The organism is Rugamonas brunnea, from assembly GCF_014042345.1.
Taxonomy (GTDB): Bacteria; Pseudomonadota; Gammaproteobacteria; order Burkholderiales; family Burkholderiaceae_D; genus Rugamonas; species Rugamonas brunnea.
Genome location: NZ_JACEZT010000001.1, coordinates 651645 through 668429 on the forward strand (window position 1 = coordinate 651645; position 16785 = coordinate 668429).

General features: G+C 66.3%; 13 protein-coding genes. 4 read left to right on the forward strand and 9 right to left on the reverse strand.

Annotated elements, in window-relative coordinates; genetic code table 11:
- Position 1: 1 nt before the first annotated feature.
- The 3 genes from H3H37_RS02940 to H3H37_RS02950 form a co-directional block, all read right to left on the reverse strand.
- Positions 2 to 1423 (reverse strand): D-arabinono-1,4-lactone oxidase, encoded by a 1422-nt coding sequence (locus H3H37_RS02940; RefSeq protein ID WP_182160026.1) that lies wholly within the window; start codon positions 1421 to 1423, stop codon positions 2 to 4.
- The gene (locus tag H3H37_RS02945) at positions 1420 to 1788 is read right to left on the reverse strand and encodes a c-type cytochrome (RefSeq protein WP_182160029.1); all 369 of its coding nucleotides are present in this window, start codon (positions 1786 to 1788) and stop codon (positions 1420 to 1422) included. Before H3H37_RS02945 ends, H3H37_RS02940 begins: the two co-directional genes overlap by 4 nt.
- A 106-nt stretch (positions 1789 to 1894) precedes the next feature.
- The gene (locus H3H37_RS02950) at positions 1895 to 2635 is read right to left on the reverse strand and encodes a TetR/AcrR family transcriptional regulator (RefSeq protein ID WP_182160031.1); all 741 of its coding nucleotides are present in this window, start codon (positions 2633 to 2635) and stop codon (positions 1895 to 1897) included.
- Between the two features lie 135 nt (positions 2636 to 2770).
- Between H3H37_RS02950 and H3H37_RS02955 the strand changes: the two genes are divergently transcribed.
- Positions 2771 to 3349: a transglutaminase-like domain-containing protein gene (locus tag H3H37_RS02955; protein ID WP_182160033.1), complete on the forward strand. Its 579-nt coding sequence runs from the start codon at positions 2771 to 2773 to the stop codon at positions 3347 to 3349.
- A 207-nt stretch (positions 3350 to 3556) separates the two neighbouring features.
- Entirely contained in the window at positions 3557 to 5257 is a 1701-nt protein-coding gene (locus H3H37_RS02960) for a methyl-accepting chemotaxis protein (RefSeq protein ID WP_182160035.1), read from the forward strand.
- A gap of 36 nt (positions 5258 to 5293) precedes the next feature.
- On the opposite strand, the gene H3H37_RS02965 is transcribed toward H3H37_RS02960, so the two are convergent.
- From H3H37_RS02965 to H3H37_RS02985, 5 genes are all read right to left on the reverse strand, one after another.
- Positions 5294 to 8920 (reverse strand): EAL domain-containing protein, encoded by a 3627-nt coding sequence (locus H3H37_RS02965; protein WP_182160037.1) that lies wholly within the window; start codon positions 8918 to 8920, stop codon positions 5294 to 5296.
- A 69-nt stretch (positions 8921 to 8989) separates the two neighbouring features.
- A complete protein-coding gene (locus H3H37_RS02970; RefSeq protein WP_182160039.1) occupies positions 8990 to 10471 on the reverse strand; it encodes a PAS domain-containing sensor histidine kinase in 1482 nt (493 codons plus the stop codon).
- 188 nt (positions 10472 to 10659) lie between these two features.
- Positions 10660 to 11601, reverse strand: a complete 942-nt coding sequence (locus tag H3H37_RS02975; RefSeq protein ID WP_182160041.1) for an esterase/lipase family protein — start codon at positions 11599 to 11601, stop codon at positions 10660 to 10662.
- Between the two features lie 82 nt (positions 11602 to 11683).
- Positions 11684 to 13336 (reverse strand): GMC family oxidoreductase, encoded by a 1653-nt coding sequence (locus H3H37_RS02980; RefSeq protein WP_182160043.1) that lies wholly within the window; start codon positions 13334 to 13336, stop codon positions 11684 to 11686.
- Positions 13337 to 13364: 28 nt separating this feature from the next.
- A complete protein-coding gene (locus tag H3H37_RS02985) occupies positions 13365 to 13889 on the reverse strand; it encodes a hypothetical protein (RefSeq protein WP_182160045.1) in 525 nt (174 codons plus the stop codon).
- A gap of 145 nt (positions 13890 to 14034) precedes the next feature.
- Between H3H37_RS02985 and H3H37_RS02990 the strand changes: the two genes are divergently transcribed.
- On the forward strand, positions 14035 to 14733 hold the full coding sequence (locus H3H37_RS02990; RefSeq protein WP_182160047.1) for a DUF8198 family protein: 699 nt from the start codon (positions 14035 to 14037) through the stop codon (positions 14731 to 14733).
- Between the two features lie 85 nt (positions 14734 to 14818).
- On the opposite strand, the gene H3H37_RS02995 is transcribed toward H3H37_RS02990, so the two are convergent.
- Positions 14819 to 15595, reverse strand: a complete 777-nt coding sequence (locus tag H3H37_RS02995; protein ID WP_182160049.1) for an RNA methyltransferase — start codon at positions 15593 to 15595, stop codon at positions 14819 to 14821.
- A gap of 202 nt (positions 15596 to 15797) precedes the next feature.
- Here H3H37_RS02995 and H3H37_RS03000 point away from each other — a divergent pair, with 202 nt between their 5' ends.
- Positions 15798 to 16580, forward strand: coding sequence for an inositol monophosphatase family protein (locus H3H37_RS03000; protein WP_182160309.1), 783 nt, complete (start codon positions 15798 to 15800; stop codon positions 16578 to 16580).
- Positions 16581 to 16785: the final 205 nt, after the last annotated feature.

Genomic DNA, 16785 nt, shown 5'->3' on the forward strand with positions numbered 1-16785 from the left:
GTCAGGCTCCGAAGATGTGTTTCAGGTGGGGGTTGAGCATGCGGCCCTGCGGATCGAGGCTGCGCCGCACTTCCTGGAAGTCCTTCCAGTGGCGCGGGTAAAGCGCCGCCAGCCGCGCCGCGTCCAGCGTGTGGATCTTGCCCCAGTGCGGGCGGCCGCCGTACTTCCAGAAGATCGGTTCGATCTCGGCGAAATAGGCGCGGTGGTCGGTGTCGCCATACTGGTGCACGGAGATCGAACAGCCGTCGCGGCCCTCGAACATGGAGAGCCAGATATCGTCCGCCTTCACGTAGCGGTATTCGAGCGGGAAGGCGATCGGCAGGCGCCGCTCGCGGATGGTGCGCAGGATCTCGCGCACGCAGGCCGGGCCGGCGTCGGCCGGCACCGTGTACTCCATTTCGCGGAAGCGCACCACACGCACGTGCGGGAACACCTCGTACGACTGGCCCACGCGCACCTGGGAACCCTCGCCCGCCATGAAGGTGGTAAGCAGCTTGTCGTAGGCCGCCTCGCCCATGCCCGGCATCCAGCCCACCGCCTGCCATAGCGTGCGCAGCGACTTGACGGCTTGCGGATCGTCCTCGCCCGTTGGCGTGTCGTGCGGCCCCGCCTCGTCGGTGGCGATGGTCACGCACAACGAGGAATGCGGCAGCGGCATGCATTCGAAATTGCGGTGCATGGCGCAGCGCTTGGTGATCTCGTCCAGCACTTCCTCGGTGGTTTCGATGCGCGTGGTCTCGACAAGGCGGAATGGCGCCACGTTCTGCAAGGTCATGCGCGAGATGATGCCCAGCGCGCCGACCGAGGTGCGAGCCGCGTGGAACACCTCCGCATTGCGTTCGGCCGAGCAGTCGATCAACTGGCCCGACGGTGTGGCCAGCGTCAGCGCCGTCACGCACGAGGACATGGAACCGAAGCGCTGCCCGGTGCCGTGCACGGAATTGACGATGGCGCCGCCCATGGCCGGGTAATCCATATCCGGCATGTTCGGTACCGACTGGCCCACGCCATGCAGCATCGGGCCCAGCGCGTGCATGCGGGTGCCGGCCAGGATTTCGGCACGCAGCGTGGCCGGGTCGTGCGACACCAGCCCGCTCAGCAAATCGGTGGCGACCAGCGTGCCGTCGGTCGGCACCACGGCGCTGAACGAATGGCTGGCGCCCACGGCCCGCACCACGCCCCTGGCGCGGGCCAGTACGTCCACCAGTTCGGCCTCGCTGGCTGGCGCCGCGCGCCAGGCCGGCGTGCAGCTCTGGTTGCCGGACCAGTTCATCCACGGCATGGCGCGGCCGGGCACGAATTGGACAGGACTTTGCGGAACGGCGTCGCTGCGGCCGCAGCCGGCCAGCAAACCGGCCGTCCCCGCCGCAGCGGCCGTCATGCCCGCGCCGGCGGCCGCTTGCAGAAATGTACGGCGCTTCATTTGGCCGCTCCCTGCGCGTTGCCGCTGGCGGTGGCCGGCGGCGCCAGTTTGGCCATGAAGCGGATCAGCGCGCGGAAGTCATCCTCGGTGCAGGCGCTGCAATAGCCGAGTGGCGGCATGCCGCCCGTCCCCTGCACGGCGCTGGCCAGCATGGCCGGCTCGCCCTTGGCCACGTAGGGTTTCCACGCCTGCACATCGCCCACCTGCGGCGCCCCCACGCCCAAGCGCGCATGGCATTGCAGGCAGTTGTTGGCCAGCAGCTGGGACTGGCGCGCGCTCAGCTCGGCAGCGCTGGCCTGGCCCATCAGGGCAGCCAACGCCGCCGCCACGCAGGCCAGCAACTTGATTGACTTTCGATTCCGCATCCACGCTCCGGTCTTGAACAACATCAAAATTGGACAGTCGTCCAATATTCACATTGATTAAAACCGCTGTCAACAGGACTGTTGTCAAAATAACGCAGGGAAGGGATCAGGCGGGCGTGCCCGGCGGCAGCGTGCCGCGCACCATCAGCAGGCCCAACAGCAGGCGGAACAGTTGCAACTTGATGTCGGCCACGGGACTGAGCACGCCGGTGGACACCTGGGCGAATTCAAGCTGGCGGATGGTGGCCAGCAGCAGCGCGCTGTCCCCTTCCGGCGCGCAGCTGCCCAGTTGGGCGAACACGCGCGCGGCCAGTTGCACCAGCCCCTTGCTGTGCTGGTCGACTTTCTGGCGCAAGGCGGGCGGCAGATTCCACGCGAACAGGAAACTGCACTCGACGGCCAGGTCGGTGCGATGCTCGCGCACGCCGGCGTGGATGTAGGCGGCCAGCGTATCGGACATGGCATCCGCGATGGCCGCCAACACGTCCGGCGTCAGCTTGGCCGGCAACTGCCCCATCTGCTGGTCGACCCTGGCCACCAGTTCTGCGCGGCGCAGTTCCGTGTGCCCATGGTAGGCATCAAACGCCGCCTCCAGCAAGTCCTCCAGCGAACCGAAGTGGTAGCTGGTGAGCGACAGCCGCACATCGGCCCTGGCCGCGATGGCGCGGTGGCTCACGCCCGACAAGCCATGGGCGGCGATGATTTCCAGCGTGGCGCGCAGGATCTGCTCGCGCGTGCGCTCGCCCCGGTCGGAAGCGCCGGCCGAACGCGGCGCGCGCGTGCGCGCTGGCGCTGACGCCGCGGGGTCGGACACGGCGGGCTGGGTGGCGGTGGCGGCTTTCGTCATGATTGTCAGTCGGCATGGAAACGGTGCAAGGCCCGCCAGTATAAAGGCCAGTCCGGGGTCAGCGCCAACAACGCCACGCAAGCCCATGTATGATTGTTGACACTGCCCCCAACTTTTCTCACGACTTGTCATCGCATGCAGAACTATCTCGCCGCCAGCACCTACATCGATTTCAACCATCCGGACGTGGCCGCCAAGGCCGCAGCATTGGCCGAGGGCGCCACCTCGCCGCTGGAGGTGGCGCGGCGCTGCTTCGAATTCGTGCGCGACGAGATCCACCATAGCGTGGACTACAAACGCAATCCCGTCACCTGCAAGGCATCCGACGTGCTGCGCCACGGCACCGGCTATTGCTACGCCAAGAGCCATTTGCTGGCCGCCCTGCTGCGCGCCAACGGCATCCCCGCCGGACTGTGCTACCAGCGCCTTACCGTGGGCGCCGACGGCGCGCCCTACTGCCTGCACGGCTTGAACGCCGTCCACCTGCCACAGTTCGGCTGGTACCGCATCGACGCACGCGGCAACAAGCCCGGCGTGAACGCCCGCTTCTCGCCGCCCACGGAAGCGCTGGCCTTCGCCGTGCGCCCGCCCATGGAGCGCGACTTGCCGGAAATCTGGGCCGAGCCGCTGCCCGTCGTCGTCCACGCGCTGGAAACGTACAGCACGTATGACCAGGTACTGGCCAACCTGCCGGACGTTGCCCTGCCCGGCTAAGCGCGCACACACGCTGCCACAGGAACCCTGTCCTGGACAGGGCTCCCGCACATTCAAGGCCATTGCGCCAGGCCGTTGCGTTGTCGGCCATACCACTGCAATTAAACTTGCACCAACAAAAGCAATTCTGCAATACTTATCGTCTTGGCAGCGTCCGCACGGCATGCCCGCACGACCCTCCCTAACCCTGACGAAAAGCACCATCCCATGACTATCTCCAAGCGTCTCATCCTGACTCTGTCGGCGGCCCTGCTGGCCCTGATCTTCGTAGGCGCCAATGGACTGTGGCAGTTGTCGGCCGCGCAGCAACGGCTGGACATGGTCCAGGCCCGCCTGATCCCCAGCATCGAAGGCTTGAACAACGCCAAGGGCGCGCTGGCCGACAGCCGCCTGGCCGGCTACCGCCTGTCCGTGTTCTCCAACCTGGACGACAAATCGGCGCTCGACAAGGCCTACAACGAGGCCCACGCCAAGTTCGACGAGGTGATCGCCACCTACGAGAAAGAGCACATCTACGACGACGCCGACCGCAAGCTGCTGGAGGCGGACAAGGCCAACATGGCCGCCTACCGCCAGGCGCTGGTGCCCTTCCTGGCCGCCTCGCACGCCGGCGACATGGACGGCGTGCGCGCCACGCTGCTGGCCGGCACCCCGTTGGCCGTGTCGGCGGCCGGCGTCAAGAAAGGGCTGGACGAGCACATCGCGTTCAACAAGAAACTGATCGAGGAAGTGCGCCACAGCAGCGACGCCGCCTACAGCTCGGCCGTGCGCCTGCTGGTCGCGGTGACGCTGGCCGGCCTGCTGGTGACGGCCGTGCTGGCCGTGCAGCTGTACCGCATCATCAACGCCAGCCTGGGCAACATTCGCGGCACGCTGGAACAGGTCAGCCAGTCGCTCGACCTGACGCACCAGGTGGAAATCGAGCGCATGGATGAAATCGGCCACACGGCGCAGGCCTTCAACCGCCTGCTGCGCCAGATCGCCGGCGTGGTCGGCACGGCCCGCAGCTCGGCCGACGCGGTGCAACTGGCCTCGCAGCAGATCGCCGAAGGCACGGCCGACCTGGCCTCGCGCACGGCCCAGCAAGCGGCCGCGCTGGAAGAAACGGCGTCCTGCATGGACCAGCTGCGCTCGACCGTCAGCCAGAACGCCGACAACGCGCGCCAGGCCAACCAGCTGGCCCAGTCGGCCTCGCAGGTGGCAGCCGATGGCGGCGGCGTGGTGGAACAGGTGATCGTGACCATGGGTTCGATCAACGAATCGTCGCGCAAGATCGTCGACATCATCAGCGTGATCGACGGCATCGCCTTCCAGACCAATATCCTGGCGCTGAACGCGGCCGTGGAAGCGGCCCGCGCCGGTGAACAGGGGCGCGGCTTCGCCGTGGTGGCGGGCGAGGTGCGCAACCTGGCCCAGCGCTCGGCGGCTGCGGCCAAGGAGATCAAAGTGCTGATCGACGATTCGGTGGAAAAAGTGGATAGCGGCACCCGCCTGGTGGAACAGGCCGGCACCACGATGGGCCACGTGGTCACCAGCGTGCAGCAGGTGTCGGACATCGTGGCCGAGATCAGCTCGGCCACGGCAGAGCAGAACTCCGGCATCGCGCAGGTGCACGAAGCGGTGGCGCAGATGGACCAGGGCACGCAGCAGAACGCGGCGCTGGTGGAACAGACGGCGGCCGCCTCGCAGAACATGCAGGACCAGGCCACCGACCTGGCGCAGGCGGTGAGCGCATTCACCATCGACGCCTCGCGCGCGGCGCCGGCCGCGCCACGCCGCGCACCGGTGACCACTCCGGCCGCCACGGCCGCCACCTCTACGCTCGTCACCACGCCGGCAGCGGCTCCGCGCGCGCCCGCGCGCCAAGCCGCCAAGGCCGCCGCAGCCAGCGAGTGGGAAGAGTTCTAAGCCAGAGGGTCAGACCCGAGGGTCTGCCCCTCCCCCTCAGCCGCTGACCACCGCGCTGGGCCCATGCAACTGGGCGTGCAGCCGGAAGCCCTCGCGGATATTCTCGCGCAGCACAGCGCCCTTCCAAGGTTTGGTATAGAAGCGGTCAATGGCGCCGTGGTTGATCGCCGCCATGATGGGCGTCAGGTCCGCATAGGCCGACAGCATGATGCGGAACGTATCGGGCGCCAGGTTCTTGACCCGTTCCATGAATTCCGTCCCGCTCATCAGCGGCATGCACTGGTCGCACAGGATCACCTGCACCCGGTGGCGCGCCAGCACGTCGAACCCCTCGGCCGCCGTTTGTGCCGTCAGGATGCGGTAGCCATCCTGGGCCAGGAAGTCGGTCAGCACGTCCAGCATGAACGCGTCGTCGTCGACGATGAGCAGGGTCTGCTGTTCGAGCACCGTCTCGTCGGCCGGCGTCTGCAGGGATTTGCCTTCGCTTAGCATTTGCTCGAACTCCTCTTCCGGCAGCGGGCGGCTGAAGTAGTAGCCCTGCATTTCATCGCAGCCGTGGCGGCGCAGATAAGCCAGCTGCGCATCTTTCTCCACGCCCTCGGCGATCACTTCCAGTTTCATGCTGTGCGCCATATTGATGATGGCCAGCACGATGGCCGCGTCATCGGGATTGCTGGTCACCTCGCGCACGAAGGCGATGTCGATCTTGAGCTTGTCGATCGGGAAGCGCTTCAGGTACGCGAGGCTGGAATAGCCGGTGCCGAAGTCGTCGATGGAAATCTGGATGCCCAGCGCCTTCAGGTTCTGCAGCACCGTGATGGTGTCCTCCGCGTTCGACATCAGCGAGCTCTCCGTCAGCTCCAGCTCCAGCAGCTCGGGTGCGATGTCATGCTGCTTGATCACCTTCATCACCTCCTCCTCCAGCCCGCCGACGAAGAACTGGATGCCCGACACGTTGACGGACAGGTGCACGGGGCCGATATTACTGCGGCTCCATTGGGCGATCTTGCGGCAGGCCTCGTTGAGCACCCAGGTGCCGACCCGCACGATCAGCCCCGTTTCCTCCAGGATGGGGATGAACAGGGCCGGCGACACCATGCCGTGGCCGGGCCGGCGCCAGCGGATCAGCGCTTCGGCGCCGCTGATGCGGCCCGAGCCGATGTCCACCTTGGGCTGGAAGTACAGCACGAACTCGTCGTTCTCGATGGCCCGGCGCAGCGCGTTCTCCAGGTCCAGCCGCGCCAGCGACTGCGCGTTCATCTCGGCCGTGAAGAAGCGGAACGCGTCGCGCCCCGCTTCCTTGGCGCGGTACATGGCCGTGTCGGCGTACTGGATCAGGGTGTCGGCGTCGGTGCCGTCATCGGGGAACACGGAGATGCCGATGCTGGCCGTCACCGTCACCTCGTGGCCCTTCAGGTCGAACGGGCGGCGCATGGCTTCGCGGATCTTGTCCACCACGGCGATGGCGTTCTGCGCCCCCTCGGGCAGCATCAGGATGGCCGCGAACTCGTCACCGCCGAAGCGGCCGATGGTGTCGCGCACGCGCAGGCAATCGACCAGGCGGTTGGAGAACTGGCGCAGCAGCTCGTCGCCGATGGTGTGGCCCAGCGTGTCGTTGACGTTCTTGAAGCGGTCGACGTCGAGGAACAGCACGGCCAGCGCCCATTTGTGCTCGGTGGCCTGGTGCAGCGAATGGGTCAGCGATTCATAGAACTGGCTGCGGTTGGGCAGGCCCGTGAGGGTGTCGAAATGGGCCAGCTTGAGCAGGCGCTGCTCGGCTTCCTTGCGCTCGGTGATGTCGCGCGCCACGGCCACCAGGATCCAGCTCTGGCCCGAGCGCAGCGTGCGGCGCTGCACTTCCACCGACAGCGGCGTGCCATCGTGGCGCGTGAGCAGCAGTTCCGTCATGGCGCCGCTCTGGTCGCCGGCCAGCAGCTTGTCGTACAAATCCTCCAGCCGGCTCAACTCGCCCTTGGCCTTCTTGTCCGGCCCCACTTCGAGGAAATCCTCGCGCTTGTAACCGAGCATGCGGCAGGCCGTCACGTTCACGTCCACGAAGCACATGCCGGCCCGGTCCACCAGGAAGATGGCGTCGGCCGTGGCGTCCATGGCCAGCCGGAAGCGGCGCAAGTCCTCGTCGAGCCGGATGCGGGCGTTCATGTCCAGCGTGAGCTGGGCGTGGTGGCGCTTGATCTGCTCGTACAACAGCAGGTTCTCGTAGGCGACGGCGATCTGGGCTGCCACCGTGGCCGCCACCCGCTCATCGACTTCGGAGAACTCGTCGGCGCCCAGCTTGTCCACCAGGTACAGCCAGCCGTGGGTGCGCTCGCGCGACACGATGGGCACGCCGAGGAAGGAATGCACGGGCGGATGGCCGGCCGGCAGGCCGATGCAGCCCGGATCGCCGTCGACGTCGCTGACGCGCACCGGCAAACGCTGTTCGAGCAGGCCGCGCAGCACGCCCGCGCGCGGCGCGCTGGTCACCACGCGTGCCTGCGGTCCGGTGCCGCAGGCGGCGAAATAACTGAGCTCGGCGGCGCCATTGTCGAGCACGCCAATGCAGGCGTACTTGGACACGCAAATGTTCTGCGCCACCCGGCAGCCGATCTCCACCAGCGCCTGCGGGTCGCGCTCGGCGCCCAGTTCGATGCCCAGCTCGATCAGGGCCGTCAGGCGCAGGCTCACGGCCTGCAGGCTCGATAGCGAGCTCGACAGACGGGCCGTCATCAGCGACAAATGCTCGGGCGCCTGCTCCTCGCCCTCGCCCTGGTTGGCCAGCTCGGTGATCTGCTGGCTGCTGGCTTCGAGCACGTCGAGGTACTCGGCCACCTTGTGGTCGATGCCGTGGAAGCGGCCCTCGGACGGCGGCTCGGGTGCGAACGCCGGCAGGGTCTCCACCTCCGGCGCCATGCCCAGCGCCTCGTGCACAGTGCGCAGGATCACGTCCGGGTCGGACGGCTTGGGCAGCACCCAGCGCACGCCGCACGACTGGGCCACGGCCATCGCTTCGCGCTCGCGGTAGGTGGCCGTGTAGAAGATGATGGGCACGTCGGCCGTGGCCGGGTCGCTGTGCATGCGGGTGACGAACTCGTAACCATCCATGTTGGGCATCAGGATGTCGGAGATCACCAGGTCCGGATGCTCGGCGTGCACCATCTTCAAGCCTTCGGCGCCGTTGGACGCCTCCAGCAGCCGGTGGCCGCCGTAGCCCAGCAGCGTCATCAGGAATTCACGGTTCAGTACGTGGTCGTCCACGATGAGGATGGTGGCGACATCGCTTTTACCCGGGGCCGACGCCCCCGGCAAAAAAGACTCGAGCTGGCTCACAAACGTGTCGGGCTCGATCGGCTTGCCGATGTAGCCGTCGAAGCCGGCCGCCAGCAGCTTTTCGCGGTCGCCCACCATGGCCAGCGCCGTCACCGCCAGCGCCGGGATCGCGCGCAGGGCCGGGTCGCCCTTGAGCGCGGCCACCACGCCATAGCCGTCGAGCTTGGGCAGGTGCACGTCGCAGATGATCAGGTCCGGCACCTCCTGTCGGGCCACCGCCACGCCGGCCTCGCCATCGCTGGCCGTAAGCGGGGTGTAGCCGAAGGCGCGCAGCAGATACACCATCAGCTCCATGTTGGTGGGATTGTCTTCTATGATAAGGATGCGTGCCGACACGTTTGCGCTCCAGGTTAATCCGCTAGTCCAGCGGGGCTGTTTGCGCCCCGCCTCATCGTCGCACCGCCCTCAATCGAGCGGCAACACCAGCGTGAACGTACTGCCCACGCCGTACTCGCTTTCAAATTCGATCTGTCCATGCAGCAGGCCGGCCAGCTTCTGGCTCAGGTGTAAGCCCAGGCCCGTGCCCTCGTGCGGCCGCGTGGTGCTGGCATCGAGCTGGGCGAAGGCCTGGAACAACCTGCCCTGCTGCTCCGGCGCGATGCCCGGCCCCGTGTCGCGCACGCTGATCTCGGCGCACGGTTCGCCATCGCGCGTGGCCACGTCCAGCGCCACCCGCACTTCACCGCGCACCGTGAACTTGATCGCGTTGTTAATCAGGTTCATCAATATCTGCTGCAGCGCGCGCCGGTCCGCCATCAGGCCCACCTCCTGCGGCCCGCTGTCGAACACCAGGGCCAGGCCTTTTTGCTGGGCCGGCTGGCGGAACAGCTGCAGCACTTCCTCGATCAGCGCGCGGCATTGCAGCGGCTGGAAATTCAGTTCCACCTTGCCCGACTCGATCTTCGTCAGGTCGAGCAGATCATTAATCAGCGACAGCAAGTGGCGGGCGCTGCCCTGGATGGTGCGCAACTGGCGCTCCTGCTCGGCGTTGACGGGGCCGGGTAGCTTCATCAGCATAGTACCCGTAAATCCGATGATCGCGTTGAGCGGGGTCCGCAATTCATGGGACATGCCGGCCAGAAAACGATCCTTGGCCGCGTTGGCGTTGGCCAGTTCGATGTTTTTCTCGTGCAAAGTATGCTCGATGGTGCGGCGCTCGGTGCTGTCGCGGATGGCGCTCATGATCAGCATGCCCTCCTCCGTCTCCACCGGGCTCAGGCTGATCTCGACCGGGAACTCCTCGCCATCCTTGCGCAAGCCGTACAGGTCGCGCCCCGAGCCCATGGGGCGCACCTGGGGCTGGGTGAAGTAGTCGCTGCGATGCCCCACGTGGACGGCGCGGAAGCGGGCCGGCATCAATTGCTCCAGCAGGCTGCCGCGTAGCTCGCCGCGCCCGTAGCCGAACAGGGTTTCGGCCTGGCGGTTGGCCAGCACGACGCGGCCGCTGGCGTTGGCCATGATGATGGCGTCCGGCATCGATTCAAGCAGGCCGCCGAAGCGCGCCTCGACCAGCTTGGCGTCGCGCATGATCTTGAGGTGGGTGACGTCCTTCTTGCTCCACAGGATGTACTGCGGCGCGCCGTCATCGCGGTAGATAGTCTTGCTGGAACTGTCGATGTAGACCAGCGTGCCATCCTTGGCCCGGCGCACGGTTTCGTAAGTGGCCGCGCCCGTCTCCACGGTCTGGCGCATCACGGCCGCTTCCTCGGTCAGGCGGTCCGGCGGCACGATCAGGTCGCGCAGCACATTACCCATCGCCTCCCCGGCGCTGTAGCCGAACACGGCCTGCGCGCCTGGCGTCCAGCACAACACCTCGCCCGCGGGCGAGGTCAGGATCACCGCGTCCGGCGTTTCGTTGAGGATCAAGGTACCGAAGTCTGTTGCCATCGTCGCGCCTTGGAGGAAATCAAATCGCGGCCTGCGACGGCCATGGCGGCCTGCGAAAGAACGTGCCGCGCTGCTTAGGAATAACCATACAGCAACGCACCGGCGAAAATCTCACAAAAAATCACACACCGGCCGTCAAGCCAGGCCAGCCACCACAAGTGTGACTTTGCCTGCGCATCAACAACAGTCTATCGAAGCTGGCCGGGGCTGTCCACGCGCCGCGCCGCAAGCGGAACGGCGGCGATTTCAGCGAGTACATGGCGGGCAATGGCGGGATGGCGGCCCAGCGCCACATGGCCGATGGCGCCGACCGCCACATGATGCGCGCCGGTGAGCAGGCTGGAGTCCTGCGGCGCAACAATGTTGTCGTGGTGGGAATAGATGGAAGTAATCATGCCACGTTGCGAATTTGCGTCAGCCGCGTCCAGCGCCTGCAGCCATGCACTGTGGTGGCGCATCTGCGCGGCGTTGCGGCCCAGGCCCCAGCTGGCCAGCGCCGTGCCGTGATGGGGCGTGCCCAGCGTGATCACGCGCGCCACCCGGGCGTCGCCATGGCGGCGCAGGTAGGCGCGCGCCACCAGTCCGCCCATGCTGTGGGCCACGATCACCACTTGCCGCGCCCCGGCCGCCGCGCACAACTGCTCGATGCTGGCCTGCACTTGCGCCACGTAGTGGTCGATGTCGGCGCCCAGCGGCTCCAGGTCGGGCGCCAGGTGGCTGATGCCGGCCCGGCGCAAGCGGGCGCTCAACTGGGTCCAGTAGCCGCTGTTGCAGGCGTAGCCGTGCAACAGCAACACGGGCGGCCGCGCGCCGCCGGCGGCCACATGGGGTGCCGTACCATGCAACATGTGGATGGAAGATGCGGCTAAAGATGCATGGAATTCATACAGCACGAGGCGCAGCCAGCCCAGCGGCGAGAGCCGGAACGCGGGCGGCACGGCGCTGCCGGCGCGCCAGCTCAGGTAGAAGTTATGCAGCGAGATCAGCAGCCGCAGCGCCAGCACGGCGCCCACGCCGGTGGCCAGCGCGGGCCACCAGTCGAAGTTCCACGCGCGCTGCGCAGCCAGCGCCACGCCCAGCGCGGCGGCGGCCTGTACCAGCAACAACACGATCAGGATGCGTTTCAACATGCCATCGTCCTCATGAACGGCGCGGGCGCCTCAGCAACCGCAGCCAAGGGTCAGGCCCTATGATTGCGGCGGCGCCCTCCCCTCACGCGCTCGCGCGCGGCGCCGGCTTGCCCGTCAGCTGCTGCGCCAGCGCGCTGGCCAGCCTTGCCGTGATGCCGTAGATCGACAACTGCGGATTGGCGCCGATCGAGGTCGGGAACAGCGAGCCATCGTGCACCGACAGGTTGCTCACGCCATGGTAGCGGCCATCGGCCCCCACCACGCCCAGCCGCTCGTCGTCCGACAGCGTGCAGCCGCCCATCACGTGGGCCGACACCACCTTGGCCTGCAATACCTTGTACGGCAGGTTGTTGATGGCTTGCTTGGCCGCTTCCCAACTGCTGTAGCGCCCGGCCTGCTCGTGCACGGGCGCGACTTCCTTGGCGCCGGCGGCGAACTGGACCTCGGCCATGGTGAGCAGCGAACGGCGCACGCCATCCCACAGGAAATCGGTGATCGGGTAATCGAGCACGGGCGCGCCGCCGCTGTTGAGCATCACGCTGCCGCCCACGGATTCGGGATGGAAGCCGTCACGCAGCAGCGCCAGCATGCCTTGCAGGTGCGGGAACTGGCGCATCATGTCGGCGTGGCGGGCGCCGAAGCCGGGCATGGTGGACGACAACAGCAGCGGATGCAGCGGTGGCGCCTCCAGCTTGTAGCCGACCGGACCGTCGATGGGGCCCGTGTGCAGGAAGTGGTCCGAGTACACGGACTGCGGCGCGCCCGCGTAGCCGTCGACGCGCTGCTCGAACAGGCCGGCCGAGATGATGGTCGGATGCAGGAAGGTGCGTTTGCCCAGCAGGCCATGCGGATCAGGCGCGGCCGAGCGCATCAGCAGCGCCGGCGAGTTGATGGCGCCGCCGGCCAGCACGAAATGCTTGGCGCGCAGCGTCACCTTGCGGCCGGTGGGCGCCAGGCCCGCCGCGTCCAGCGCCACGCAGTCGAGCTGGTCGACGCGCTCGCCCTTGAACTGGAAGCGCTCGGCGCGCAGCCGCGTGAGCAGCACGGCGCCGCGCTTGAGGGCCGACGGCAAGGTCGTCACCAGCATCGATTGCTTGGCGTTGGTGGGGCAACCCATGCCGCAATAGCCGAGGTTCCAGCAACCGTTGACGTTGCGGTGGATGGTGGCCGTGGGGATGCCCAGCTTGGCCGCGCCCTGGCGCAGCAAGTCGTTGTTGGCGTTGGGCGCCGTGCCCCACTCGTGGATACTGAGCCGTTCCTCCATCATGGCGAACCACGGCGCCAGCGCCTCCGGCGTGTAGCTCTTGAGGCCGAAGTGCTCGGTCCAGTAGTTGAGCGTGCCCGGCGGCGTGCGGAAGCTGGTGGTCCAGTTGACGACGGTGGTGCCGCCCACCGTGCGCCCCTGCAGGATGTTGATGCCCTTGTCGCGCGTCTTGCGCGCGCCCGACTCCTGGTACAGCGCGGGATAGGCGTCCGACTCGCGCATCTTGAAGTCACGCGAAGACTTGAGCGCCCCCTCCTCCACGATCAGCACCTTGAGGCCGGCCAGCGTCAGGATCTCGGCCGTGACGCCGCCACCGGCGCCGCTGCCGACGATGACCACGTCCGCTTCCAGCGTGCGGTCGGCGTCCAGCTGGGCGCAATCAGTGACCTCCCAGCCGGCGGCCAGGCCAGCCTGGATGGGATCGGGAATCGGACCCGTGGCGGGTGTGAGGGGGATATTCGTTTTGATCATTGCAGCTTCCAGAAAGGTGGCGGACGGTTCAGCTCAATTCCTTGATCGGGCCGGGATAGCCGATCGCATCCCAGTGCGCGGGATTGGAATACCAGGCACCGGCGATCAGGTCATGCAAGGCCTGGTAGGCCGTGACCAGCATGGCGATGCGATGGTGCTGCCAGCTTTGCAGGAAAACGTCGACCTGGGCCGGGGTGGCCTCGTTCCAGCTGGCCGGCACACCGGCCAGGAAGCGGCGCGCCGGTCCTAGCGACAGCAGGCCGAACAGGTCCTGCACCTCCTTCTGGGTGGCCAGCGGCAAGCCGTGCACGGCGCCGGCCACGCGTTCCACCGTGCTGGCCACGGCGGCCGCGCGCGCGGCGGGCGCGTCCGGCAGCACGGGGCCCAGCATGGACGGAACGATCGCCGTCAGCACGGCGCGTGCATTGTCGTCGAGCGCGAACGCGCGCGGCTGCGCCGGTCCCTGCACGGCACGGTACAGCGCGCCGCCAGCGGCCAGCGTCACCGCGCCGATGATGCCGATCTTCAGAAACGATCTGCGGGAAGTGGTCATTGTCTCCGTCCAGTTCTGGTATTTTTTTTCGTTTGGTGTGTGGCCTGCTTCTATGGCCTATTTTTCTAGTGTACGTCAAAGGCAAGCTTGATTTTGAAGGGAAAAATAGAGTGTCGCGTCTACCAACTTCTGGTAAAACGGTGCCATGAAGAAAGAAGATCTGGTAAGAACGCTGCAGGAACAATTGCATGCCGTGCAGTCCGAACGGCAAGGCGCGAAGCGCGATCCGGCCCTGCTGGCGGCCCGCATAGCGCTCAAGCAATTCCAGTCGCAGCGGCTGGCCGGCACCCATGCCGACCTGCTGGCCGCACCCAATTCGCGCGAGGCGGCGCTGTTTTTTCTCGAAGAACTGTACGGCGCACACGACCTGAGCCAGCGCGATGCGGACCTGGAACGCATCATCCCCACCATGCAACGCCTGTTGCCGGTGAACGCGCTGCAAACCATCACGGAAGCGATCGTGCTCGACGCGTTGTCGGAGCGGCTGGACACGGCCATGGCGCGCGCGCTGGGCACGCAATTCACGCCCGACGATTACGTGGCCGCCTACCGCGCCTGCACCACGGCGCCCGACCGCACGCGCCAGTTGGCGCTGGTGCAGGCGCTGGGCATGTCCTTGTGCGAGCTGGTGCGCATCCCCTTCCTGAACGCCACGCTGCACATGATGCGCGGGCCCGCCAAGCTGGCCGGGCTGGGCGACTTGCAGCAATTCCTGGAACGGGGCTTCACGGCCTTCAAGCGCATGAAGCAGGCCGAACAATTTGTGACCACCATCGTCGGCCGCGAACAGCGTGCGATGGAGAACATCTACGCCGGGACAAGCGCGCCGTTCGACGTGGCGTAGTGCAAAACCGGGGTCAGGTCATGCCATCAAGCATTGTTGCGCGCAAATGCTTGATGGCATGACCTGACCCCGGTTTGTTGGCGTATCAGCGCCGGCGCGGGTCCTTGCCTTGCGCCACGGCCGCCATCTGGCGCGCGATGCCGCGCAGGATGTTGACTTCCTCCGTCTCCAGCCCGGCCCGCGAGAACAGCCGCTTCAGGCGCGGCATCAGCTTGCGCGGATTGCTGGCATCGAGGAAGCCGACCTCCACCAGCGCCTGCTCCAGGTGGGTGTACATGCCTTCGATCTGGGCCAGGCTGGCGGCTTCCCCCTGGAAGCCCACTTCCGAGCCCGCGCGCTGGCCGTCCAGCGCCGCCATGCGGCACTCGTAGGCCAGCACCTGGGCCGCCTGAGACAAATTGAGCGACGAGTAATCGGGATTGGCGGGGATGTTGATCAACACATTACACTGGGCCACGACGTCATTGGGCAAGCCGAAACGTTCATTGCCGAAGATGACGGCCGCGCGCAGCTCGCCATTGGCCACCAGCTGGCCGGCCAGTTCGCGCGGCGTGAGCACGGGCGGCGAGTATTCGCGCAGCCGGGCCGACACGGCGGCGGCGAAGTTGATGCCGTCGAGCGCCTCGGCCATGGTGGCCACCACGCGCGCGCCCTGCAAGATGTCGAGCGCGCCGCTGGCGAAGGCCACCGCCTCCGGGTCTTCCAGCATGCCGTCGAAACGGGGCGCCACCAGCACCAGTTCCGTGAAACCCATGGTCTTCATGGCCCTGGCCACGGCCCCGATATTGCCCGCCCGGCTGGTCTGGACAAGAATAAATCGCAGCCGGTGAAAAAGAGTCGTGTTGATTTCGGGCAGGTTCATTTAAAATAGCGCTATCGCGCGGTATCGATGCAAAAATTTCAATCTTGCAAGTCAGTCAGCAGTGACTGACCGCAAAGCCGGATTTTACCCTGTCGCCGCCGCTTCGCTCTTTAATTCATTCTTGTACCCCATTGCGCCGCCGGGACGACTTGGTCCGGGCGGGCGGTGGCGTTCTTTTAACGGAAAAGCTTACATGCACCCAATGCTCAACACGGCGATCAAGGCCGCCCGCCGCGGCGCCGCCGTCATCAACCGCGCCTCCTTCGACCTCGATCGCGTCACTGTGACCGAGAAACAACATAACGATTTCGTCACCGATGTCGACCAGGCCGCTGAACAGGCCATCATTGAAGTGCTGTCCAAAGCCTATCCCGACCACGCCTTCCTGGCCGAGGAATCGGGCCCGTCCAAGAACGCCAACGACGAGAGTGAATTCACCTGGATCATCGACCCGCTCGATGGCACCACCAACTTCATGCACGGCTTCCCCCAGTACTCGATCTCGATCGCGCTGGCCCAGCGCGGCGTGATCACCCAGGCCGTCATCTACGATCCCGTGCGCAACGACCTGTTCACGGCCACCAAGGGCGCCGGCGCCTACCTGAACGACAAGCGCATCCGCGTCACCAAGCTCGACCGCCTGGCCAACGCCCTGCTGTCGACCGGCTACGTGGCCGGCTCGGCCAAGGCGCTCGACGAATACCTGAAGATGTACGGCATCATGGCCGAACGCTGCCACGGCGTGCGCCGCCCCGGCAGCGCCGCGCTGGACCTGGCCTACGTGGCCGCCGGCCGCCTCGACGGCTTCTATGAAAAAGGCTTGAAGCCCTGGGACATCGCGGCCGGTTCGCTGATGGTGACGGAAGCGGGCGGCATCGTGGGCGAGTTCAGCGGCGAGTCCGACTACCTGTACAAGGGCGACATCATCGCCGCCAGCCCGAAGATCTTCGGCCAGATGGTCGGTCTGCTGACCCCGTTTATCTGAGATAACACAATCAACGGCTGAAATTTAGAAGTTTTGTTACAAAAAAAAGGGAGCATTTGCTCCCTTTTTCGTTTCCGTGGCGAAACAATCGGCGAAGGATGCTGTTATACTCCGGCCTGCGGCGCCCTGACCAGTCCTCTGCCGCTGTCTTACCTAATCCGATTGCCTGCGACTGGCGCCAATGATGGCGACAGGCCGATCTTAA